24 protein-coding genes are annotated in these 21,978 nt (G+C 72.7%); 12 read left to right on the top strand and 12 right to left on the bottom strand.

Annotated elements, in window-relative coordinates; genetic code table 11:
- Positions 1-95: 95 nt before the first annotated feature.
- The 8 genes from KU893_RS03545 to KU893_RS03510 all read left to right on the top strand — a co-directional run bounded on the left by KU893_RS03545 (position 96) and on the right by KU893_RS03510 (position 6,337).
- Positions 96-866 carry a baeRF2 domain-containing protein gene (locus tag KU893_RS03545; RefSeq protein WP_246591748.1) on the top strand — a complete coding sequence of 257 codons (771 nt, stop codon included), beginning with the start codon at positions 96-98 and terminating at the stop codon, positions 864-866.
- A gap of 334 nt (positions 867-1,200) precedes the next feature.
- Complete coding sequence (locus KU893_RS03540; RefSeq protein ID WP_218232939.1) at positions 1,201-2,148, top strand: glucosyl-3-phosphoglycerate synthase; 948 nt, start codon at positions 1,201-1,203, stop codon at positions 2,146-2,148.
- Positions 2,145-3,002 (top strand): dihydropteroate synthase, encoded by an 858-nt coding sequence (folP, locus tag KU893_RS03535; RefSeq protein WP_425575334.1) that lies wholly within the window; start codon positions 2,145-2,147, stop codon positions 3,000-3,002. The genes KU893_RS03540 and folP overlap by 4 nt, the downstream gene beginning before the upstream one ends.
- On the top strand, positions 2,999-3,472 hold the full coding sequence (locus tag KU893_RS03530) for a class III extradiol ring-cleavage dioxygenase family protein (RefSeq protein ID WP_218232937.1): 474 nt from the start codon (positions 2,999-3,001) through the stop codon (positions 3,470-3,472). Before folP ends, KU893_RS03530 begins: the two co-directional genes overlap by 4 nt.
- Positions 3,469-4,038: a rhomboid family intramembrane serine protease gene (locus KU893_RS03525; protein WP_218232936.1), complete on the top strand. Its 570-nt coding sequence runs from the start codon at positions 3,469-3,471 to the stop codon at positions 4,036-4,038. The genes KU893_RS03530 and KU893_RS03525 overlap by 4 nt, the downstream gene beginning before the upstream one ends.
- Positions 4,035-4,415: a VanZ family protein gene (locus KU893_RS03520; protein ID WP_218232935.1), complete on the top strand. Its 381-nt coding sequence runs from the start codon at positions 4,035-4,037 to the stop codon at positions 4,413-4,415. Before KU893_RS03525 ends, KU893_RS03520 begins: the two co-directional genes overlap by 4 nt.
- On the top strand, positions 4,412-5,185 hold the full coding sequence (locus tag KU893_RS03515; protein WP_218232934.1) for an enoyl-CoA hydratase-related protein: 774 nt from the start codon (positions 4,412-4,414) through the stop codon (positions 5,183-5,185). Before KU893_RS03520 ends, KU893_RS03515 begins: the two co-directional genes overlap by 4 nt.
- A 123-nt stretch (positions 5,186-5,308) precedes the next feature.
- Positions 5,309-6,337, top strand: coding sequence for a hypothetical protein (locus tag KU893_RS03510; protein ID WP_218232933.1), 1,029 nt, complete (start codon positions 5,309-5,311; stop codon positions 6,335-6,337).
- Positions 6,338-6,403: 66 nt separating this feature from the next.
- On the opposite strand, the gene KU893_RS03505 is transcribed toward KU893_RS03510, so the two are convergent.
- Positions 6,404-7,414: a TIGR03617 family F420-dependent LLM class oxidoreductase gene (locus KU893_RS03505; protein WP_218232932.1), complete on the bottom strand. Its 1,011-nt coding sequence runs from the start codon at positions 7,412-7,414 to the stop codon at positions 6,404-6,406.
- Between the two features lie 46 nt (positions 7,415-7,460).
- A complete protein-coding gene (locus tag KU893_RS03500; RefSeq protein WP_218232931.1) occupies positions 7,461-9,041 on the bottom strand; it encodes a fatty acyl-CoA synthetase in 1,581 nt (526 codons plus the stop codon).
- Between the two features lie 171 nt (positions 9,042-9,212).
- Here KU893_RS03500 and KU893_RS03495 point away from each other — a divergent pair, with 171 nt between their 5' ends.
- Positions 9,213-9,554 carry a DUF2200 domain-containing protein gene (locus KU893_RS03495; protein WP_218232930.1) on the top strand — a complete coding sequence of 114 codons (342 nt, stop codon included), beginning with the start codon at positions 9,213-9,215 and terminating at the stop codon, positions 9,552-9,554.
- A gap of 58 nt (positions 9,555-9,612) precedes the next feature.
- Here the strand turns inward: KU893_RS03495 and KU893_RS03490 are convergent, their stop codons facing one another.
- Complete coding sequence (locus tag KU893_RS03490; RefSeq protein ID WP_218232929.1) at positions 9,613-10,635, bottom strand: hypothetical protein; 1,023 nt, start codon at positions 10,633-10,635, stop codon at positions 9,613-9,615.
- A 253-nt stretch (positions 10,636-10,888) separates the two neighbouring features.
- Here KU893_RS03490 and KU893_RS03485 point away from each other — a divergent pair, with 253 nt between their 5' ends.
- From KU893_RS03485 to KU893_RS03475, 3 genes are all read left to right on the top strand, one after another.
- A complete protein-coding gene (locus KU893_RS03485) occupies positions 10,889-11,701 on the top strand; it encodes an alpha/beta fold hydrolase (RefSeq protein WP_218232928.1) in 813 nt (270 codons plus the stop codon).
- A 102-nt stretch (positions 11,702-11,803) separates the two neighbouring features.
- The gene (locus tag KU893_RS03480) at positions 11,804-12,244 is read left to right on the top strand and encodes a YiiD C-terminal domain-containing protein (protein WP_218232927.1); all 441 of its coding nucleotides are present in this window, start codon (positions 11,804-11,806) and stop codon (positions 12,242-12,244) included.
- A 217-nt stretch (positions 12,245-12,461) separates the two neighbouring features.
- Entirely contained in the window at positions 12,462-14,042 is a 1,581-nt protein-coding gene (locus tag KU893_RS03475; protein ID WP_218232926.1) for a GAF domain-containing sensor histidine kinase, read from the top strand.
- Here the strand turns inward: KU893_RS03475 and KU893_RS03470 are convergent.
- From KU893_RS03470 to KU893_RS03430, 9 genes are all read right to left on the bottom strand, one after another.
- Complete coding sequence (locus KU893_RS03470; protein WP_218232925.1) at positions 14,023-14,406, bottom strand: hypothetical protein; 384 nt, start codon at positions 14,404-14,406, stop codon at positions 14,023-14,025. The genes KU893_RS03475 and KU893_RS03470 overlap by 20 nt on opposite strands.
- Before the next feature lie 11 nt (positions 14,407-14,417).
- The gene (gene flhA, locus KU893_RS03465) at positions 14,418-16,484 is read right to left on the bottom strand and encodes a flagellar biosynthesis protein FlhA (protein ID WP_218232924.1); all 2,067 of its coding nucleotides are present in this window, start codon (positions 16,482-16,484) and stop codon (positions 14,418-14,420) included.
- A 205-nt stretch (positions 16,485-16,689) separates the two neighbouring features.
- Positions 16,690-17,826 (bottom strand): EscU/YscU/HrcU family type III secretion system export apparatus switch protein, encoded by a 1,137-nt coding sequence (locus KU893_RS03460; protein ID WP_218232923.1) that lies wholly within the window; start codon positions 17,824-17,826, stop codon positions 16,690-16,692.
- Between the two features lie 6 nt (positions 17,827-17,832).
- Positions 17,833-18,600, bottom strand: coding sequence for a flagellar biosynthetic protein FliR (locus KU893_RS03455; protein WP_218232922.1), 768 nt, complete (start codon positions 18,598-18,600; stop codon positions 17,833-17,835).
- Between the two features lie 8 nt (positions 18,601-18,608).
- The gene (gene fliQ / locus KU893_RS03450) at positions 18,609-18,878 is read right to left on the bottom strand and encodes a flagellar biosynthesis protein FliQ (protein WP_218232921.1); all 270 of its coding nucleotides are present in this window, start codon (positions 18,876-18,878) and stop codon (positions 18,609-18,611) included.
- A 12-nt stretch (positions 18,879-18,890) separates the two neighbouring features.
- Positions 18,891-19,652, bottom strand: a complete 762-nt coding sequence (gene fliP, locus KU893_RS03445) for a flagellar type III secretion system pore protein FliP (RefSeq protein ID WP_257440844.1) — start codon at positions 19,650-19,652, stop codon at positions 18,891-18,893.
- Positions 19,649-20,131, bottom strand: a complete 483-nt coding sequence (locus KU893_RS03440) for a flagellar biosynthetic protein FliO (protein WP_218232920.1) — start codon at positions 20,129-20,131, stop codon at positions 19,649-19,651. The genes fliP and KU893_RS03440 overlap by 4 nt, the downstream gene beginning before the upstream one ends.
- Positions 20,132-20,136: 5 nt before the next feature.
- Positions 20,137-20,940 (bottom strand): flagellar motor switch protein FliN, encoded by an 804-nt coding sequence (fliN, locus tag KU893_RS03435; protein WP_218232919.1) that lies wholly within the window; start codon positions 20,938-20,940, stop codon positions 20,137-20,139.
- Positions 20,941-20,944: 4 nt separating this feature from the next.
- Positions 20,945-21,862 carry a flagellar motor switch protein FliM gene (locus tag KU893_RS03430; RefSeq protein WP_257440843.1) on the bottom strand — a complete coding sequence of 306 codons (918 nt, stop codon included), beginning with the start codon at positions 21,860-21,862 and terminating at the stop codon, positions 20,945-20,947.
- Positions 21,863-21,978 lie beyond the last annotated feature (116 nt).

Below are 21,978 nucleotides of genomic sequence, written 5' to 3'. Positions count from 1 at the left end.
CAGCCGGTGGACCACCGCCCGGCACGAGCTCGAGCGGCTCGGCGCCTCCGAGCGGCTGCGCGCGGAGCTCGAGGAACGGCTGCGCACCCCGACCCATGTGCCCGGACGCGCCCGACGCACCCTGGTCGCCATGGGCGACGACGTGCTCTTCGACGACGTACGCGCGGGCACCGGGGCACGGTCCGAGGTGGTCACCGCCGGTCCGTTGCCCGACCTGGCCGGGTGGCTGGCCACCGCCGACGGCCAGGTCCCGTTCCTGCTGGTCCGCGCCGACCGGGTCGGAGCCGACCTCGAGCTCTACCTCGCGGCCGACCGGGCGCCGGCGCCACGACGTGCGGGTGGCGTTCGTCGCCGGCGACGTCCGGGCGCGCACCGATGTCGCGGGGATGTTGAGCGAGCGCGTCGGGCTGAGCGTGACCCAGCTCGAGTCGGGCGGACGCGCTGCCGGCACCTCCGACGAAGCCCTCTGGGCGGAGCTGCACCCTCACCTCGCCGCGATCCGGGCCGGCACGCTCGACGACCTCGCGCAGCGGGTCGCGCGCGGTGTCGCGGTCGGGGACCGAGTCGTCGGCGGGCCCGACGCGGTGGCCGAGGCGATGGCCCGCGGCGCGGTCGGCCATCTGCTCCTCGAGCTCGACGGCGCCCGTGCCGTCGGGATCGCGCCCGGCGACCACCCCGGCCTCGCGCTGCCGCGGGCCGCACTCGACGCACGTGAGCTGCCCGCCGACCAGGTGCTCCTGGCGGCGGCCGCCCTCACCGACGCGGAGGTGTCCGTGGTGCCGGCGAGCCTACCGTTGCCGCGCGAGCTCGCGCTGGCCGCGGGCGTCGTCGCGTTGCTGCGCTGGGACGAGCGCACGCCCGGCTGAGCACCACGACCGGCGTTCCGACCCGCTCAGTCGCGGGCGTGTCTCCCGAGTGGGGGCACCGGCGACGGTTGACCCTGCGCCCGTACGGGGGCGGCGGACGGCGGTTCGGTGGCCGCTCGCCGCGGGCGGCGGGTGTGCCGCTCGATGTGCGGACAGCCGCGCGGCCCGTGCTTGAGCACGCAGCGCACCTTGCGTCGGAAGCGGCGGAAGGACATGACCAACTCCAGGAGTGAGGGAGCACCCACTAATTTCCCGAGACCCTTCGACAGTAACACCGGTTCCGGGGTTGGGGAGGCGATCGGAAGGGCGAGGCCCGGGAGGTAGGTTGACCGGCATGGGGATCCGGGCCGGCCACTGGGACGACTGGGCCCTCGAGGGGCTGCTGGGGCAGAAGGTGGAGACCGGCCAGCGGGTCAGCCTCGTCGTCCCCGCCCGCAACGAGGCCGCCACGGTCGGCGCCGTCGTGTCGCGGGTCCGCGAGGCCCTGATGGACACCGTCTCCCTCGTCGACGAGGTGGTCGTCATCGACAGCGACTCCGACGACGACACCTACGCCGTCGCCGAGTCCGCCGGCGCCCGGGTGCACCGCTCCGCGGAGATCCGCCCCGACCTCGGCACCCACCCCGGCAAGGGCGAGGCGATGTGGAAGTCGCTGTTCGTCACCTCCGGCGACCTGGTCGTGTTCATGGACGCCGACCTCCACGACTGGGACACCCACTTCGTGCCCGGGCTGCTCGGCCCGCTGCTGCACCACCCCGAGGTCCAGCTGGTCAAGGGCTTCTACGACCGGCCCGGCGCGGAGGGCCCCCTCGAGGGCGGCCGGGTCACCGAGCTCGTCGCCCGGCCGCTGATCGCCCTGCTGTTCCCCTCCCTGGCTGAGCTGGTGCAGCCGCTGGCCGGGGAGTGGGCGGTGCGTCGTACCTGGTTCGCGGGGCTGTCCGTCCCGACCGGGTACGCCGTCGAGCTGGCGGCGCTCGTCGACACGGTGCGGGCCGCCGGACCCTCGGCGATCGCCCAGGTGGACCTCGGCGTCCGCGCCCACCGGCACCAGGCGCTGCGGGACCTCGGCGGCATGGCGACCCAGATCCTGGCGGCGGCGCTGCGGCGCTCCGGTGTGAGCGCGCCCCATCCGGAATGGTCGGGAGATGCGGCATCTGACGACCAGAACGGATGGGGTGCGGCGGACGGGGAGGCGGTGCTGCGACAGTACCTGCGCGGGCTCGAGCCGGTGGAGCGCGTCGTACCGACCCTCGAACGACCGGCGGCGGAGGCGTACCTGTGAGGCTCGGACGGCATACGTTCGGTGACGACGAGGCGCTGATGATGGCCATCGTCAACCGGACGCCCGACTCCTTCTTCGACAAGGGCGCCACGTGGGCCGAGGACGCCGCGTTCGCGCGGGTCGCGGAGGTGGTCGCCCAGGGCGCCGAGATCGTCGACATCGGCGGCATCAAGGCCGCGCCCGGCGTCGAGATCTCGGCGGCCGAGGAGAAGGACCGGGTCGTCGACTTCGTCGCCCGGGTCCGCGAGACCTATCCCGAGCTCGTGATCTCGGTCGACACCTGGCGCGCCGAGGTCGGCGCCGCGGTGTGCGAGGCGGGCGCCGACCTCCTCAACGACGCCTGGGGTGGCGCGGACCCCGAGCTGGTCGACGTCGCGGCCCAGTACGACGCCGCGATCGTGTGCACCCACACCGGTGGCGTGACGCCGCGGACCCGGCCCTACCGGATCGAGTACGACGACGTGGTCGCCTCCGCGATCGCCGACACCGTCGCCTACGCCGAGCGGGCGCTGGACGCCGGTGTCGCCCGCGAGTCGATCGTGATCGACCCGGCCCACGACTTCGGCAAGAACACCTTCCACTCCCTCGAGGTCACCCGCCGGCTGGGGGAGATGGTCGCAACCGGCTGGCCGGTGCTCGTCTCCCTGTCCAACAAGGACTTCGTCGGCGAGACCCTCGGCCTCGACGTGGGCGAGCGGCTGCTCGGCACGCTCGCCGCCACCTCGGTCTGCGCCCTCGCCGGCGCCCGGATCTACCGGGTCCACCAGGTCGTCGAGACCCGTCAGAGTGTCGACATGGTGTGGTCGATCGCCGGGCGACGACCGCCGTTGCGGGCGATCCGGGGGCTCCAGTGACGACCCGCCCCGTGGCGCTGGTGCCGGGCGTGCTGGCCCTGCTGCCGTCGTACGCCTCCCTGGAGGACCCGGTCGCCGGGTTGCGGGCGGCCTGTCTGGCCGCGGTGGCTGCGCTGGGACCGCGGGTGCGGGTGCTCGCGTCCGGACCGTCCGGCGTGCGGGTGGCCGAGGCGCTGGTGTCGGCGGCCGGCGGCTGCGTCGTCGACGAAGACGAGACCGGCGTGCTCGTCGTCGGCAACGGCTCGGCCAAGCGCACCGAGAAGGCGCCCGGCCACTTCGACGCGCGGGCGGAGGCCTTCGACGCGGCGCTGCGGGAGTCCTTCGCCGGGATCGACGCCGCGCTGGCCGCCGAGCTGTGGGCGGACACGGCGTGCCTCGGCGCGTTGCCACCGCTGGCCGAGGCCGAGGTGACCTACGACGACGCGCCGTTCGGCGTGCAGTACTGGGTCGCGACCTGGCGCGCCGCGTGAGCGACCTGCGGGCTCGCCCCGGTTGGCAGCTGTCCGCGATCGGCGTGGCCGGCTTCGTCGTCCTGCTCTGGGGGATCGAGGTCGTCGACGTCGCCGCCTCGCACCGGCTCGACGGCTGGGGGATCCGGCCGCGGTCGGGCGAGGGCCTGCTCGGGATCCTCGCGGCACCGCTGCTGCACGGCGGGTGGGGACACCTCGGCGCCAACACCGTGCCCGCCCTGGTGCTCGGCTTCCTCGCCCTCGCCACCGGCATCGGCCGCGGGCTCGCGGCCACCGCGATCATCTGGCTGCTCGGCGGCCTCGGCGTCTGGCTGGTCGCGGGCAGCGGCTCGATCCACCTCGGCGCGTCCGGACTGATCTTCGGCTGGCTGACCTACCTGGTCGTCCAGGGCTTCGTGGACCGCGAGCCGCTCGAGATCGTCGTCGGGCTCGGGGTGCTGGTCGTCTACGGCGGCGTGCTGTGGGGCGTGCTGCCCGGCACCCCCGGGGTGTCGTGGCAGGGGCACCTGTTCGGCGCCCTCGCCGGCGTCGTGGCCGCCTTCGCGGTGCGGGAGCGGGCCAGGTGAAGGCGCTGCGCCTGCCCCTGCTGTGGCTGGCGCTGTGGCTGCTGCTCGTCCTCGCCGTCGTCGTCCTCTCGCTCGGCTCACCGCCCCCGGCCCCGGACGTGCCGGCCAGCGACAAGTGGCAGCACCTGCTCGTCTACGGGCTGCTGTCAGTCGGTGCCGTCCAGCTGTTCCGTCCCGGCCGCCCCCTGCTCGCCGTGGCCGCCGCGCTGGTGCTGCTCGGCGTCGGACTCGAGGTCGCGCAGGGCACGCTCACCGCCGACCGGATGATGGACTGGCGCGACGCCGTCGCCAACGCGCTCGGCGTGGGGCTGGGACTCCTCACCAGCCGGACGCGGCTGCGCGACGCACTGCTGGCCGCCGTACCCTCGCGGTCGTGAGTGCTGACCTGCTGATCGACCGTGACCGTCCCGCCGTGGTCGAGGTGACCTTCAACCGTCCGGAGCGGCGCAACGCCTTCACGAAGGCGATGTACGCCGCGATGCGCGAGCTGTGGCTCGAGCTCGCCGAGGACCGGTCGGTGCGGGTCGTCGTACTCCGGGGCGAGGGCGGCAAGGCGTTCGCCGCGGGCAACGAGATCTCCGACTTCCTCGAGGCCGACGCGGTCGACTACGAGACCTGGATCCGCGAGATGCTCGACGGCCTGTTCGCGCTCCCGCAGGTCACCATCGCCGCGATCGACGGCGTCTGCGTCGGCGGCGGCCTCGCCGTCGCCACGAACTGCGACCTGCGGGTGGCGACCGCCTCCTCGCGCTTCGGGTACCCGATCGCGCGCACCCTCGGCAACGCCCTCTCCTCGCCGGTCCTGTACCGCTGCGCCGAGGTCTTCGGCGAGTCCCTCACCCGCGAGATGCTGCTCGCCTCCCGCCTCGTGACCGCCGACCGTGCGTACGCCGCGGGGGCGATCCTGGCCGAGGTCGCCGACCGGGCCGCGCTCGACGCCGAGGTCGCCGGGCTGGTCGACGGGATCCTGCAGGCCTCGCCCGTCACGCTCCGCGTCACCAAGCAGCAGCTGGCCCGGCGTGCCGCGATCACCGAGACGGCGCCGGCCGACGAGGAGCCGCTGCTGCGCGAGGTGTACGGCGGACCGGACTTCGCCGAGGGTGTCCGGGCGTTCCTGGCCAAGGAGAAGCCGGCTTTTCGCGGCTGAGGTGTTTGGCGCACCCCATGCGTTCTGGTCGCGATCCTCTGGATTTCACGACCAGAACGCATGGGGCGCGGAGCCTGTGGAGAGCGCCCGACGCGACGCCGGGAGAAGGCGCATGCTGCGGCGATGGCTCTCCACCTCACCCGGCCCGGCCTCGTGGTGCCGGTGCCCGTCGATCCGCTGGGCGTGACCGGACCCACCCGCGGGCAGGCCCGCGGCCCCCGATGGCGGGCGACCTCGACCAACCGCTTCGTGCCGGCCGAGGTCGACTCGAGCCTGGTCGACCAGCGCATCGTCGAGGCGGTCGCGGGAGCACCGGAACGGGCGGCGGCGACCGGGTGGGCGGGCCTGAGGTGGCGGGGCGCCGACTACTTCGACGGGTACGACGCGCGGATGCGGCCACGCCCGGTGCCGGTCGCGCTGGGTGATCGCAAGCCGATCCGGGCGCGGGAGGGCACCGAGCTGCGGTACGGCTGGCTCCTCGAGAACGACGTCGTCACGGTCGACGGTCTGCCGGTGACCCGGCCCGAGCGCTCCGTCTTCGACGAGGTGTGCCGAGCGCGCGGCCTCGAGCACGCCGTGCAGACGATCTCGATGGCCTGCCGCGCCGACCTGGTCAGCCTCGACGAGCTGCTCGCCTATCGCCGGCTGCTGGGCAGCCGGCAGTTCACGAGACGGTTCGCCGCCGCGGTCGCGATGTCCGACGAGAACCTCTGGTCGCCGCTCGAGGCGACCATGCTCGTGTACTGGGTCGCGTGCGGCTTCCGGCGACCGCGGTGCAACCCGCCGATCTTCGACAGCTCCGGCACCCACGTGCTGACGCCCGACCTGTTCGACCCGGTGGCGGGCGTCGCGGGTGAGTACAACGGCGCCGTCCACGGCAGGCTCAGGGTCCAGCGCAGTGACGTCGACCGCGACGATCGCTGTCGCGACCTCGACATCGAGGTGGTGACCATGGTGTCCGACGACCTGCGCGACCTGCGCTCGTTCGGGCGGCGACTCGCGTCGGCGTACCGTCGGGCCGGCCAACGGCCCCGGCGCCGCGCATGGACCACCGACCTGCCCGAGGGCTGGGTCGACACCTCGACGGTGGCCGCGCGCCGGGCCCTGACGGAGGCCGATCGCCGACGGTGGCTGGGTCGCGGCGCCGGCTGAGGTCCGCACCCCATGCGGATCGGCTCCCGAACCGGCGTTTCAGCGACCAATTCGCATGGGGTGCGGTCAACGGAGGCGGGAGGCCAGCGCAGCCACCTGCTCCAGCGGCGGGTCGTACCCCGGGAAGTAGCAGCAGACCCGCTCGACGCCGGGGACGTCACCGAAGCGGCGGTGGATCTCGGCGGCGCACTCCTCGGGGGTGCCGGCGACGGCGAGGGTGGTGAGCATCGTGTCGTCGACGAGGGCGGTCATGGCGGCGACGTCGCCGGTCTTGGAGAGGCGGTTGAGCTCGGGCTGGAGCTCGGCCCAGTCCTCGACCTCGAGGACCGGGCGGTACGCCGGCGTGGAGCCGTAGAACGCGAGCAGCGCCCGGACGCCCGCCCGGGCGGCCGCGACCTCCGCCTCGGTGCGGCCCATCGCCACGATCGCCTGGGGGTGGACGGCGAAGTCGTCGGCGGACCGGCCGGCGAGCGCGAGGCCCTCGGCGACGGCCGGCAGGGTGCGCTCGCGGAAGTGGCGGTGGCTGTGGAAGGGCATGACCAGCAGGCCGTCGGCCACCTCGGCGGCGGTCCGGGTCATCAGCGGACCGAGGGCGCCGAGGAGGACGGGCGGCGGGCCGTACGGGTTGGGGCCGGGCACGAAGGTCGGCGGCATCAACGTGTGCGTGGTGTGCTCGCCGCGGAAGTCCAGGCGCTCGCCGGACTGCCAGGAGTGCAGGATCGCCTTCACGGCGCCGACGATCTCGCGCATCCGCGCGGCGGGCGGCGACCAGCGGGCGCCGTACCTCTTCTCGATGTGGGGCTGGATCTGCGAGCCCAGGCCCAGGCGGAACCGGCCGCCCGACATCAGCTGCAGGTCCCACGCCGTGTGAGCCAGGTGCATCGGCGAGCGCGGCATCGCGATCGCGACGTTGGTCATCAGGTCCGCGTCGACCTGGCCGGCCACGGCGGCGAGAGGGAGGAAGACGTCGTGCGGGCCCTCGAAGGTGAACAGGCCGGCGGCACCGGCGTCGGCGAGCTCGCGGGCGCGCTCGCGTACGGCGTCCGGCCGGGCGTCCAGTTGCAGGTCGAGGAGCACGGGCCCATCCAAGCGGACGGGCCCGTGCTGCGCATCCGAACCGGGATCAGGCGCCGTCGCTGGAGCCGAGGTCGGCGTGCGCGTCGCGCAGCTCGCGCTTGAGGATCTTGCCGCTCGGGTTCTTCGGCAGGGCCTCGGCGATCACGACGTACTTCGGCGCCTTGTAGCCGGCGAGCTTGGTGCGTGCGTGCGTGAGCACGTCGTCCGCGGTGAGCGTCGCCCCCACGCGGGGTACGACGACCGCCGCGACCGCTTCGACCCAGCGCGGGTGGCTGACGCCGAAGACCGCGACCTCCGCGACGTCGGGGTGTGTGTAGATCGCCTCCTCGACCTCGCGGCTCGCGACGTTCTCGCCGCCGGTCTTGATCATGTCCTTCTTGCGGTCGACGACGTAGAGGTGACCGGTGTCGTCGAGGTAGCCGAGGTCGCCGGAGTGGAACCAGCCGCCGCGGAAGGCCTCGGCCGTCTTCGCCTCGTCGCGGTAGTAGCCGAGCGTCGCGTGCGGGCTGCGGTGCACGATCTCCCCGACGGTGCCGGAGGGGACCGGCCGGTCCTCGTCGTCGACGATCCGGGTCTCCACGTTGATCGACGCGCGACCGGCCGAGCCGGCGTACGCCAGCTGCTCGTCGGGGCCGAGGATGGTGGCCAGCGGCGACATCTCGGTCTGGCCGTAGAAGTTCCACAGCGACACGTCCGGCAGCCGCTGCTGCAGCTCGCGCAGCACCTCGATCGGCATCGGCGAGGCGCCGTAGTAGCCCTTGCGCAGGCTGGACAGGTCGGTGCTGTCGAAGTCCGGGTGCCGCAGCAGCCCGATCCACACCGTCGGCGGCGCGAAGAACTTGGTGACCCGGTGCTCGGCGATCGTCCGCAGCACGGTGGCCGGGTCGGGGGCGGGCAGGATGATGCTCGTCGCGCCGAGGTAGACGTCGGTGCCGAGGAAGCAGTCCAGCTGGGCGCAGTGGTAGAGCGGCAGCGTGTGCAGCTCGACGTCGTCGGCGCTCATCGACCCGTCCACCGCGCACGACACGTACTGCCACAGCAGCGACCGGCTGCTCAGCAGCGCCCCCTTCGGCCGGGACTCGGTGCCCGAGGTGAACATCATCCGGACCGGGTCGTCGTCGGCCATCGGTACGACGGCCGCCGGGCCGTCGTGCTCCAGCCAGCCGGTCAGGTCGTCCCAGCCCTCGGGCACCTCCGCGTCGAGGAGCCGGATCACCCGCCGTACCCGGACCTGCGGCTCGGCGGCCGCGGCGAGGGCGGCGTCGGCCACCGGGACCAGCGCGTCCTCGGCGACGAACCCGGCCGCGCCGCTGTGGTCGAGGATGAACGCGATCTCGTCGGCGCCGAGCATGAAGTTGATCGGCACCAGCACCACGCCGGCCCGGGCGGCGGCGAAGTCGAGGACCGCGAACTGCCAGCAGTTGTGGCTGAGCAGGGCCAGCCGGTCGCCCTTGGCGAGCCCGGCCTCCGCGAGCGCGGCGGCCGTCCGCTCGACGTACCCCTCGAGCTCGGCGAACGTGAGTCGCTTCGCGCCGTCGATGATCGCGACCTTGTCGGGGACGCGCTGGGCGGTGCGGCGGGGGAGGTCGCCGAGGGTGTGCTGCCGGGCGGAGGAGACGTCGCTCATGGCCCGAGGCTAGCCCTCGCCTCAGGCGCCCCGACCCCCGCACCCCATGCGTTTTGGCGGCGGAAAGGCCGTTCTGGCGACCAGAACGCATGGGGTGCGGGGAAGGCGGACGCGGTGCCCGCCGGTCTGCGCCGGGTGTGACCGGAGTGACATCCGACTAGGCTCGACGGCGTGCACCGCATCTTCTCGACGAGCCTCGCGTCGGTCTACCCGCTCTACCTGGCCAAGGTGGAGCGCAAGGGCCGGAGCCAGGCCGAGCTCGACGAGGTGATCGGCTGGCTGACCGGGTTCTCCGAGGCCGAGCTGCGGGCCCACCTCGACGCGGAGACCACGTTCGAGGAGCTCTTCGCCGCTGCCCGGCTCAACCCCGCGGCCGGCCTGATCACCGGCGTCGTCTGCGGGGTGCGGGTCGAGGACGTCGAGGACCCGCTGATGCAGAAGATCCGCTACCTCGACAAGCTGGTCGCCGCGCTCGCTCGGGGCAAGGCGATGGACAAGGTGCTCCGCGGCTGACGCGGGGACGCGACGAGGGCAGGCCCGGCCGCGCCGGACCTGCCCTCGTCGCGTCGGGTCAGCTGGTGCAGGCGAGGTAGCCGGCGCTGACGGTCTTCTTCTTGCCGTTGTCGAGGACGACGGTGGCGGTGATGTCAGCGGCGGCGTTGTCGGCGAGGGGCAGGACGACGGCCTTGCCCTTCTTGACCTTCTTGCCCTTGAGGGTGGCGGCCTTCTTGCCGTTGACGGAGAAGGTGACCTTCTCGATCTGCTTGACCTGCTTCTTCTTGGCGGTCAGCGTGGCGGTGGCGTTGTGGGTGGCGCAGCTGCGGGCGCCGGGGAGGGCGACATACTTGCCGGCCTTGCCAGACGGGGCCTTGGACGCCGAGCCGATGGGCGCGAAGTTCAGCGCCGCGCTACCGGACATCGGCAGCGACGTGCTCGTCGAGGAGGTGCGGGAGATCTCGCTCTCGAGGTAGCCACGGTAGGTGCCCGGCACCAGGTAGATCGTGCCGGCCGAGGAGCTGTCCCAACCGAGGCCGTAGTGGTCCTCGTACGGGTCACCGTTGTCGTCGTAGATGTACACGTCGGTGTAGGCCGGGCCCTTGTGGTGCTGCGTCCAGCTCAGCCACATCGGCTGGGCCAGGGTGAACTCGAAGGCGACCTGGATCTGGGCGAGGGCGTTGGCCGTGCAGGTGGAGCCACCGGGCTTGGCCGCGACGGACTGGAAGGAGCCCGTGAAGGAGGTCGTGATCGACTGCGGGAGGCCGCCGGCCGTCGTGGCTCGCGACGACGCCGCGAGCGTCGCGGTGGTGGTGAGGGTGTCGGCTGGGTCCCCGTTGGCGACGTAGCTGCGCGTCGCGGTGAGGTTGGTGGCGACGGCGGGGCCGTTCTCCGTCAGCGGGACGGTGGCCGGCGTGCCCGGGGGAGGCGTGGTGGCCGTGCACGCGCCGGCCGAGAGCGCCGACTGGACGGCAGGGTCCACCTCGACCGTGGTGAAGACCGGTGCGGCGTGGGCCGCGGGCGGAGTGGCGAGCAGGGCGCCCGCCGTGAGGGCGGCGGTGAGGCCGGCGCCGAGCAGGCGGGTACGGGTGTGCGTCATCAAGAGCGTCTCCTTGTCCGAGGGGTCCAGACCGCGACCGTTCCCCCCGGACCGCCGCGTCGGCCATCGACCCTACTGACGCCGAGCCGCTCGCGGGAGGAATGCAAGGTAAAGACTCGGGCCGGGCGCCCGGTGCGAACAGGTGCGAACAGGTGCTTGCACCCAGCAAGCACCTCGCCTACCCTCGGTATCCGCAACTATCAGTTGCACCTATCTGTCGCACCAGCGTCGGTGCGGGGAGAGCGAGGCCGCCATGCTTGCCCACGAACGGATCGGCTCCGGAGAGCCTCTCGTCCTGGTCCACGGGATCGGACATCGACGACAGGCGTGGTACCCGCTCGTCGACCGGCTGGCGCAGGAGCGCGAAGTCATCCTCGTCGACCTGCCGGGGCACGGAGAGTCCCCGGCGCTGGTGCCCGACGGCCGGCCGGTGCGTGACATCCTGCGCGACATCCTCGAGGACTTCTTCGCGGCCGAGGGCCTCGACCGGCCCCACATCGCGGGCAACTCGCTCGGCGGCCGGATCGCGCTCGAGGCGGCGGCCGACGGCCTGGTCAGCAGTGCGACCACGCTCGCCCCGGCTGGGTTCTGGCGCAACCAGGTCGACTTCGCCTACATCCGGGGGGTCTTCACCCTGCTCACGGGCGCCGCCGCGCTCGCCCAGCCGCTCGCCCCCGCCCTTCTCAAGACGGCCCCCGGCCGGGCCGCTGCCTTCGGCCTGCTGATGACCAAGGGCCACCGGCTCGACCCGGTGGCCGCCCTCGGCGACGTGCGGGGGCTGGTCCACGCCCGGCCCGCGCTGGAGACCATCATCGACGGCGGCTTCCCCTTCGACCGCCCGATCGACCCGGCCATCCCCGTCACCGTCGCCTGGGGCACCCGCGACCTCGTCCTGCTGCCCTACCAGGCCGGCCGCGCGCGGCGGGCCCTCCCGGACGCCGAGCACGTGACACTGCCGAAGTGCGGCCACGTCCCGATGGTCGACGACGTCGACCTGGTGGCCGACGTGCTGCTGCGGGGCTCCGCCCACCCGCGACTCGGCCAGGCGACCTACGACGTCGCCTGACCGGTCGCAGCGGGACACCTGCAGCGCGACACCCGCAGCGCGGTGCCCGAGGTCATGGTCGTCGGCCGCCCTGCGGAGAGTGCGCGCCGATACGGTGACGCTGTGACCACGCCCGCTGACCTCACGACCTACGTCCGCTCGATGATCCCGATCATGGACGCCATGGGCGTCGAGGTGGTCGAGGCCGGGCGCAACGCGGTCGCGGCCCGGCTGCCCGCCGGCCCCAACGTCAACCACTTCGGTACGGCGTACGCCGGCTCGTTGTTCACCGTCGCGGAGGTGCTGGGCGGCCTCTACGCGAGCACGTCGCTGAGCGCCGAGGGCGGCGTCCCGCTGCTCAAGTCGATGACCATCGACTTCCTGCGCCCCGCCACCACCGCCGTGGTCTCGCGCGCGCGGATCGAGGACGACGAGATCGAGCGGATCCTGGCGGAGTACGCCGAGCGCGGGAAGTCCGACTTCGAGCTGGTCGCCGAGGTCACCGACGAGGAGGGCACGGTCGTCGCGCGGACCCGGGGGCTCTACCAGCTGCGCCGGTTCTGAGCCTGCGGCCCGCCCCGTGCGGGGGTGAGGGTTCCCGGCACGGCCGGGGCCCCGGCTTGGTGACGGTTCGCCGTGACAGGTGGAGCGGGAATCGTCGCCCGACCCCTCAGGATCCCGACCTCCCTGCCGATGACCGCACTGCGCGGGTGGTCGCGCGAGTGCCAGAGGGATAGCCTTCGAAAGGTCAGCGATCGCTGTGGGAGGGGATCGAGGCCTGATGGACCTGGACCAGGAGCTCGAGCTGCCGGCGGAGGCGCGCGCGCTCCTCGACGCCGTGGTCGCGATCGGTTCCGGCCTGGACCTGCGCGGTCTGCTCACCCGCATCGTCGAGGCGTCGTGCCGACTCACCGACGCCGAGTACGGCGTCCTGGGCATCGTCGACGACGAGGGCGACTTCATCGACCTGGTGCCCAACGCCGCCGTCGGCGAGCAGTTCGACAAGATCGGGATGATGCCGAAGGGGCACGGCCTGCTGGGGCTGGTGCCGCGGGAGCGGCGCACCATCCGGGTCGACCACGTCGCCGAGCACCCGGTGTCGTCCGGCTCCTTCCCGAAGAGCCACCCGGTGATCGACCGCTTCCTCGGCGCGCCGGTCCTGGTGCGGGACACGGCATTCGGTCACCTCTACCTCGGCAACAAGCGCGGCGGCGTGGAGTTCACCGCGACCGACCAGGCGCTGGTCGAGGCCCTGGCCCGCGCCGCGGGCACCATGATCGACAACGCCCGCACCTACGAGCAGGTCGAGTGGCGCCGCCGGTGGCTCGCCGGCACCCAGGAGGTGGGCCGCGACCTCACCGGCACCGCCAGCGTCGAGGACGCCGTCGACGAGCTCGTGGAGTCGCTGCGTGAGCTGTGCGACGCCCGGCTCGTCGCCTACGTCCGGGTCGACGCGGGGCTGCTCGAGGTCCAGCAGGTCGCCGGGGACGCCGAGGCCGCGCCGCGCGTCGTCGAGCGGTACGGCGAGCAGATCCGCGAGGCGACGTCCTCCCGGATGCCGGAGCGGGTTCCCCACGACCACCACCGCACGACCCTCGTCGTACCGGTGCCCACCCGGCTCGCCGGGCCCGGCGCGATCCTCGTCGAGCACGCGGAGGAGACCCCGTCGCTGCGCGACATCATGCTCGACCTGGTGTCCGTCACGGCAACCCAGCTGGGCCTGATCCTCGACCGGGGGCAGGCGCTGCGGGAACGGGCGCAGCTGCTCGTGGCCCGTGACCGTGACCGGATCGCGCGCGACCTGCACGACCTGGTCATCCAGCGCCTCTTCGCGACCGGGATGCAGCTGCAGGGTGCGCGCGGCCTCGACGCCACCGAGCTCCGCACCCGCGTCGACGGCGCCATCGCCGAGCTCGACGGAGCGATCGGGGAGCTGCGCTCGGTGATCTTCGAGCTCGGCACCGAGTCGGGCCGTCCCCTGCTCGACGACGTCCGTACGCTGCTGGCCGAGTACGCGCCGGTGCTGGGCTTCCAGCCGCTGCTGCGGATCCAGGGACCGGTCGACCGGGCCCTGGTCCCCGAGGCCGGCGCGCACGTGCTGGGCACACTGCGCGAGGCGCTCTCCAACGTCGCCCGGCACGCCGGGGCGTCCACGGTCACCGTCGAGGTGACCGCGTCGTCGGCGTGGTTCCGGCTGCGGGTCATCGACGACGGCGCCGGGTTCGACCCGACCACCGTGACGTCCGGCAGCGGGACCGGCAACCTGCGCTCCCGGGCCGAGAGCCTGGGCGGCCACCTGCTGGTGACCTCGGCGCCCGGTCAGGGGACCACCTTGGAGTGGGTCATTCCGGCAGTGGGCTGAGCTCCTCGACGCTCCCGAACGACCCGAGGTCCTCGAACCCGAACAGGTCGTCGACCAGCTCCGCCTCCGGCAGCGCCGACGGGTCGGCCAGGCCGTCGAACGCCGGGCCGTCGAACGCCGGGCCGTCGAACGCCAGGTCGTCGCGCGCCACGTCGTCCGGGACGGCGTCGCGCAGCTCGGGCGTCGTCCCCGCGAGCAGCGGCCACAGCGTGCGTGCCGCCATCGCCGCCGCGGTGGCGCCGACCATCACCACGAGCAGCCGGGTGAGCGCCTCGTCCAGGGTGAGCTCGCCCTGGGCGAGGAGGAAGCCGGCGGGGGAGGCCACGAGGGCAGCGAGCACGAACACGCGCAGGTCGAGCAACATGGGTGGTCCTCCTAGACCCCTGCTCCGAGGGCCGGGCGGGCCCCGGCTGCCGACACCACCGCGACCGAGCGGACCTCGCGGGCCGCGCCGAGCTCGGCGTACGAGAAGACGGGGAGGCGCTCGACCGTCGGCGCCACGAGGCGGCGTACGGCGGCCCGCAGGGCCGGCGCACAGACGAGCACCGGTTGCACGTCGGTGTTCTCCGCTGCCTGCGCCGCCTGGACCAGGCCCAGCAGTACGTGCTGGGCCACGTCGGGGTCGAGGACCACGACGGCGCCCTGCTCGGTCGGGCGCAGGCCCTCGAGCATCTGCTGCTCGAGGCGCGGCTCGAAGCTGATCGCGTGCAGCACCCCGTCGGTGACGAAGGGGGCGGCGAGGGCGGGCTCGAGCGCGGCGCGGGCAGCCTCGACGAGGCCGTCGAGGTCCTTGCTGATCGCGGCGCGGACCGAGAGCGCCTCGAAGATCCGCACCAGGTCGCGGATCGGGATCCGCTCCTCCAACAGGCCACGCAGCACCCGCTGCACCTCGCCGAGCGAGAGCTGGGTCGGGGTGAGCTCCTCGATGACCACCGGATGGGTGCGCTTGACGACGTCGGTGAGCAGCCGGACGTCCTCGCGGCCCAGCAGGCGGCTGGCGTGCTGGTGCACGACCTCGGCGAGATGGGTGGTGACGACGGAGGCCCGGTCGACGACGGTGGCGCCACCGATCTCGGCCTGGTGCCGCAGCTCGGCCGGGATCCACTTGGCGTCCAGGCCGAAGACCGGCTCGCGGGTCGGGGTGCCGGGCAGCGAACCGAGGAACTCGCCGATCGCCAGCACGGTGCCGCGCGGCGCCTCGCCCCGGGCGACCTCGGCGCCGTAGAGCGTGATGGCGTAGGTGTTGGCGGGCAGCTCGAGGTTGTCGCGGGTGCGCACCGGGGGGATCACGATGCCCAGCTCGCCGGCCACCTTGCGGCGCAACGCCTTGACCCGGTCGAGCAGGTCGCCACCGGACCGGCTGTCGACGAGGTCGATCAGGTCGGCCGAGAGCTCCAGGCCCAGCGGGTCGACCCGGATCTCGGCCACCAGCGCCTCGGGGGTGTCGGGGACCTGCGCCAGGTCGCCCGCAGTGGCGTCGGCGTCGGCGGTCGTCGTACCGGCGGCGGACTCGTCGATCCGGCTCGCGCCGAGCAGCATCAGGCCGCCCGCGACCAGGAAGGGCAGCTTCGGCAGACCCGGGATCGCGCACAGGGCCAGCGCGCCGAAGCCGGCCACCCGCAGCGGCATCTTGCGCTGGAAGATCTGGCCGACGATGTCGGAGCCCATGTCGGAGTCGGCGACCGCGCGGGTCACGATCAGGCCGGTCGCGACGGACAGCAGCAGCGCGGGGATCTGGGAGACCAGGCCGTCGCCGATGGAGAGCAGCGAATAGGTGTTGATCGCCTCGCCGAACGGCATGCCGTACTGGGCCACGCCGATCGCGAAGCCGCCGAGCAGGTTGACCAGGGTGATCACGATGGCCGCGATCGCGTCGCCCTTCACGAACTTCGACGCACCGTCCATCGCGCCGTGGAAGTCGGCCTCCGCGTGCACCTCCGCCCGCCGGCGCCGGGCCTCCTCCTCGTCGATGAGGCCCGAGTTGAGGTCGGCGTCGATCGCCATCTGCTTGCCCGGCATCGCGTCGAGCGTGAACCGCGCGCCCACCTCGGCCACCCGGCCGGCACCGTTGGTGATCACGACGAACTGGATGACGAGCAGGATCGCGAACACGATCAACCCGACGATCAGCGAGCCCCCGACGACGAAGTGGCCGAAGGTGTCGATCACCTTGCCGGCGTACCCGTCGAGGAGGACCAGCCGGGTCGCGCTCACGTTGAGGGCCAGCCGGAACAGCGTCATCACGAGGATGACCGACGGGAACGCCGAGAACTCCAACGGCTTGTGGATGAACATCGCGACCATCAGCACGAGCAGGGCCCCGGTGATGTTGAGCGCGATCATCAGGTCGAGCACGACCGCCGGCAGCGGCACGACGAGCATGACGACGATCAGCACGATGCCCAGGGGGACACCGAGCCGGGTCAGCGACTTCACGGACATGCGGCGGGTACAGCCTCTCGACCAGGTCGCGCCGTCCGTGGCACTGCGGGGTGTCGCCGTCCTGGCGTCGCAGGCTCCATCGGCAGGTCAGGGCTGTGGATGAGGGGTTGACGTGCTGCATGAATCCCCGGACATCCGGGGATTCATGCGCTTGTCAGGTGTTGCAACCCCTGACAACCGTAGGGATCCCCGGACATCCGGGGATTCATGCACCCTCCGCCGCCCGCCGGCGCCGGGAGAGCGCGAGCACCTCCGGCAGCTCGTCGGTACGGCGGGGGGTGCGGTGCTCGCCGCCGTACTGGCCGGCGTTGCGGCGGCTGAGCACGAAGGCCAGCACCTGCGCGACGGCGGCCCACAGCTCGCGGGGGATCTCCTGACCGACCTGGCAGTGCCGGTAGAGCGCCCGGGCGAGGGGGACGTCCTGCACGAGCGGCACCCGCTCCTCGGCGGCGACCTCGCGGATCCGGGCGGCGATGGCGCCGGCGCCGCGGGCGACGACGCGGGGGGCGCCCTGCTCGGGGTCGTAGCGCAGGGCGACGGCGACGTGGGTGGGGTTGACCAGCAGCACGTCGGCGGTGGCGACGTCGGCGATCATCCGGTTGCGGGCGGCGGCCATCTGTCGGGCGCGGATGGCGCTCTTGACCAGCGGGTCGCCCTCGGCCTGCTTGTGCTCCTGCTTGATCTCGCTGTGGCTCATCCGCAGCTGCTTGCCGATCCGGCGGCGCATCATCGCGTAGTCGGCCGCGGCCATCACGAGCCCCGCGAGGGCAACGGTGAGGATGAGGTGGGAGACCTCGGTGCTCACCTGGTGGATGACCACGCCGATCGGGAGCAGGCCACCGACCAGCGGCATCATCGACTTCACCGCGCCCCAGGCGAGGAAGCCGACGACCGTGCTCTTGCCGAGCACCTTCGCGCCCTCCCACAGGGCGTGCGGACCGAAGAGGCGCTTGGCGCCCTTGAACGGGTCGAGCTTCTTGGGGTCGGGCTTGGCGAGCTTCGGGGAGAGGTAGAAGCCGCCCTGGGCGAGCGCCGAGACGACGCCGATCACGAGGATCATCGAGCCCAGGACCAGCAGGGTGAGGAAGACGTGGCGTCCGGCGTCGCCGAGCAGGGTCAGGGCCAGCGACACCGACGGGTCCGAGGCCGAGCGCAGCGAGGTCGCCATCATCGTGCGCAGCGCGCCGAGCTCGTGGTCGAGCAGCGGGCCCATCGCGAGCGACACGACGAGCAGGCCCAGCCAGCCGCCGAGCTCGGGGGTGCGCGGGACCTGGCCGTCCTTGCGGGCCTGCTTCTTCCGCTTGGGAGTGGGCTTCTCGGTCTTCTCCTCGCTACCGGCCACCGACGATCACCCCGCTCCTGCCATCGTCGCCATCGCCTGGTTGGCGTAGGTCACGAGACGGTCGAGCGCATCCGGGATCATCGGGAAGGACAGGCCGAGCAGGAGCAGGGTGAGCCCGACCTTGGCGGGGAACATCATGCTGAGCGCGTTGAGCTGCGGCGCCACCTTGGTGAGCAGTGCGAGCGCCAGGTCGGCGACGAAGAGCACCGCGATCATCGGCAGCGCCATCTGCACCGCCACCGTGAAGAACATCGAGAACGCCGTCAGCAGCACGCCGTCCCAGCTCGAGAGGTCGGGCATGCCGGTGAGCGGGAGGTACCGGAAGGTGCTGAGCAGGCCACCGATCACGATCAGGTGCCCGCCGGACACGACGAGCAGTGCGGTCGCGAGCAGCTGGTGGAAGCGGCCGAAGACGGTGTTGGAGTTCATCGCGAGCGGGTCCCACGCTGCGGCCAGCGCGAAGCCGCCGAACACGTCGACCAGCGAACCCGCGGCGCCGACCGCCGAGAACAGCAGCATCGTCACGTAGCCCATGCCCACGCCGATCAGCGCCTGCGCCGCGGTGGCCATCACGAGCGCGGGCGTCGTACCGGGCAGGTCCTGGGTGGCCAGGGTCGGCGCCATCGCCAGCGACAGGCCGAGCGCGAGGACCACCTTGGCCATGGTGGGGATGCCCCGCGTCGCGAACGGGGGTACGACGACCAGCCACGCCACCACCCGCACCGAGGCGAGCAGCAGGGCGCTGAGCGCGGCTCCGTCGACGGAGAGGACCATGACGTCGCCTAGGCGAGCAGGCCGGGGAGCAGGTCGAACAGCTCGCGGGTGAACGCCATCAGGGTGTGCAGCATCCAGTTGCCGCAGAACAGCATGGCCAGCCCGACGCCCACCAGCTTGGGGACGAAGGAGAGGGTGAACTCCTGGATCTGCGTCATCGACTGGAACAGCGAGATGGCGAAGCCGATGACCAGCGAGGTCGCGAGGATCGGCGCCGACAGCTTGAGCGCCACCAGCATGGTCTTGAGGGCGATCTCGATGATCGCGGTGTCGGTCATCGTCGTCCCTCGCTAACCGGTCCCGTACGACGCGACGAGCGCCTTGATGATCAGGGCCCATCCGTCGACCATCACGAACAGCAACAGCTTGAACGGCAAGGACACCATCACCGGCGGCATCATCATCATGCCGAGGCTCATCAGCGCCCCGCTCACGACGATGTCGATGACGAGGAACGGGATGAAGATGATGAACCCGATGACGAAGGCGTCCTTGAGCTCGGAGAGCACGAACGCCGGGATCAGGGTGGCGGTCGAGACGTCGTCGCGGTTCTCGGGCAGCTTGCGGTCGGCGACGCTGGTGAGCAGCTGCAGCTCGCCGTCGTCGGTGTTGTCGAGCATGAACGCGCGCAACGGCTCCATGCCGTCGTGGAAGGCGGCCTGCGTCGTCTTGTCGCCGTCGAGGTAGGGCTGCACGCCGTCGTCGTTCACCTGGGAGAGGACCGGCGACATGATGAACAGGCTCAGGAACAGGGCGAGGCCGGCGAGCACCTGGTTGTTCGGGGTCTGCTGCAGGCCGAGCGCGTTGCGGGTCAGGCCGAGCACGACGAGGATCTTGGTGAAGCTGGTACAGGTCAGCACGATCGCTGGCAGCAGGCTGAGCAGGGTCAGCGCCAAGAAGACCAGCAGGCTGTTGCTCGGCTTGTCGGTCATCCCCGACAGGTCGATCTGCACGGTGCCGCCGCCCTTGCCGGGCCCGTCGGGGCCGTTCGGGCCGCTGGGCTCGGCCAGCACCAAGGCCACCCTGCTCAGCGTCAGGGACAGCGTCGTCACGACGCCCGCTTCCTGGTGACGGCCGCCATCGCGTCCTTCCACGTCTGGGGCGAGAGCACCGAGCCGGAGAGGGGGCTCGAGGCGGGAACGACGCGTGCGTGGCGCGGCCCCGCCGGGCGGCCGTACCCGTCGACGGCGGCGTCGACGTCGACAGCGGCATCGACATCGACGTCGGCGTCCGCGGCGACCGGATCGGTCGGGCTCAGGTCCAGCCCGATCTCGTCCGGCTCGACCTCGGCGAGCAGGGTGATCTGCTGCTCGGTGGTGCCGAGCACCAGGATGCGGGTGCCGACCGAGACCACGGCGACCCCCTGACCGCGGCCGAGCGCCTGGCGCTGGACGACCTGGATCGCGGCGCCGGCGGGCGCCTTGAACCGGCGGTTGGCGAAGCGGGCGATGAGCAGCAGCAGCCCGACGACGAGCGCCAGCGAGCCGACCAGGCGAACGGCCAGCTCGCCCAGGCTCACGCTGTCGGACATCGGGGTCAGACCGCGGCGTTCGCGTCGAGGATCTCGGTGACCCGCAGGCCGAAGTCCTCGTCGACGACGACGACCTCGCCGCGGGCGACGAGACGGCCGTTGACGAGGAGGTCGGCGGGGCTGCCGGCGGCGCGGTCCAACTCGAGGACGGCGCCCGGGGTCAGGGCGAGCAGGTCGCGCACGGTCATCCGGGTGCGACCGAGCTCGACGGTGACCTCCATGTCGACGCCCTGGAGCAGCTCCAGGCCGCGCGGCGGTGCGGCCGGGGCGCCGAACGCGGGCACGAACGGCTCGGAGGCAGCGTCCTCGACGGCGTCGGCCAGCACGGACGCGGCGGGCGCCGCGTCCTCGGTGATCGGCTCGCGGGCCCCGGCGAGGGTGGCCTCGGGGACGAGGACGGCGGCCGCGATGCCGGCGCCGATGAGCGGGACGGTGCTGAACGGGCCACCGAGCTCGGCGGTGACGTCGTACCCCGCCGCGTCGAGGTCGAGGGTGCGGGCGCTGCGGGCGTGCGCGCCGAGCTGGCGGGCCGCGGCGTCGAGGGCCGGCTGGACGGCGGAGGCGACGTCGAGCGCTCCGATCGGGCTGCTGGCGAGGGCCTCGACCAGTTCGGTGCCGACAAGGACGACGACCGCGCCGGGCACCCCGCCGTCGAGCTCGGCGATGGCGCCGCCCGCGAAGGCCGCGGTGACGTGCGGCGAGCCGGGCTGGGCCGGGCCGGGCGTCAGCGGCGTGACGGCCGGCAGGGACCCGGCCGCGGCGACCGCGACGGCCTCGGCGAGCAGGGCGGGGTCGAGTACGTCGGTCATGGGATCAGGACTCCTCGGGCGTGGTGACGATGAGGGCGGCGAGGCGCTGGCCACGGGCGCCGGGGGTGGCATGGGCGAAGGTGTTGCCGGCGACGGTCACGTCCAGCGGCGCGGACGCTGGGTGGTTGAGCCGCAGCACCGATCCGGGACGCAGGTCGGCCAGCGTCGCCGGGTCGACCGGGATCGGCCGGAACCGGACCGAGACCGACACGGGAACCCGTTGGAACTGCTCCTGCAGCAGGTGTGCGGAGCGCGCGCGCTGGGCGCGCTCACGGTCGGAGACCGCACCGTTGCCGGTGGCGTTGGTGAGGTGGGGGAGCAGGCCGCTGAACGGCAGGCACACCGACATCCGGTGCGCGCGCTCGCCGATCTTGAGCTCGAGGGTCACCACCACCATCACGTCGGCGGCGCTGGCGACCTGGGCGAACTGGGGGCTGTACTCGATGCCGGTGACGTTCGGCTCCAGCGTCACGATCCCGTCGAGGGCGTAGCGCATCTCACCGAGCAGCCGCTCGACCAGCCCGCGGATCACGCCGTCCTCGATCTCGGTCAGCGGCCGGTCCGGCTGCTCGTCGGAGCCGGGCCCGCCGAGCATGTGGTCGAGGCACGACATCGTCGCGAACAGCGGGATCTCCAGCACGCCGGTGCCGGGGATGGGGTCGGCCGTGAACAGGGTCATGTACGTCGACGGGCCGAGGCTGTCGACGTACTCGGCGTAGGTGCGCTGCTCGATGCCGGTGAGCGCGACCGTGCACACGGTGCGCAGCGAGCTCGTGAACACTGTCGTCGCCTGGCGCGCGAAGCTGTCGAAGCCGAGCTGCAGGGTGCGCTGGTGCTCGCGCGAGAGCTGGATCGGTCGCCGGAAGTCGTACGGCGTGGGTTCGGCCGTGCGAGGCCGGCGGCGCGGCCGCTGGAGGGTCACGACGAGCCCATCGTCGCCGCGGTGCCGGACCTGAGGGGTCGCCAGGGCACCGGGCGGTCAGGGTCCCGTGGTCACTTCGGGCTATGCAGGGTCCCCGGGAGGGTCCCGGTCGGCCG

It is taken from the genome of Nocardioides daeguensis (assembly GCF_019192965.1).
GTDB classification, from domain to species: domain Bacteria; phylum Actinomycetota; class Actinomycetes; order Propionibacteriales; family Nocardioidaceae; genus Nocardioides; species Nocardioides daeguensis.
This window is presented reverse-complemented; position numbering and strand designations above follow the sequence as displayed.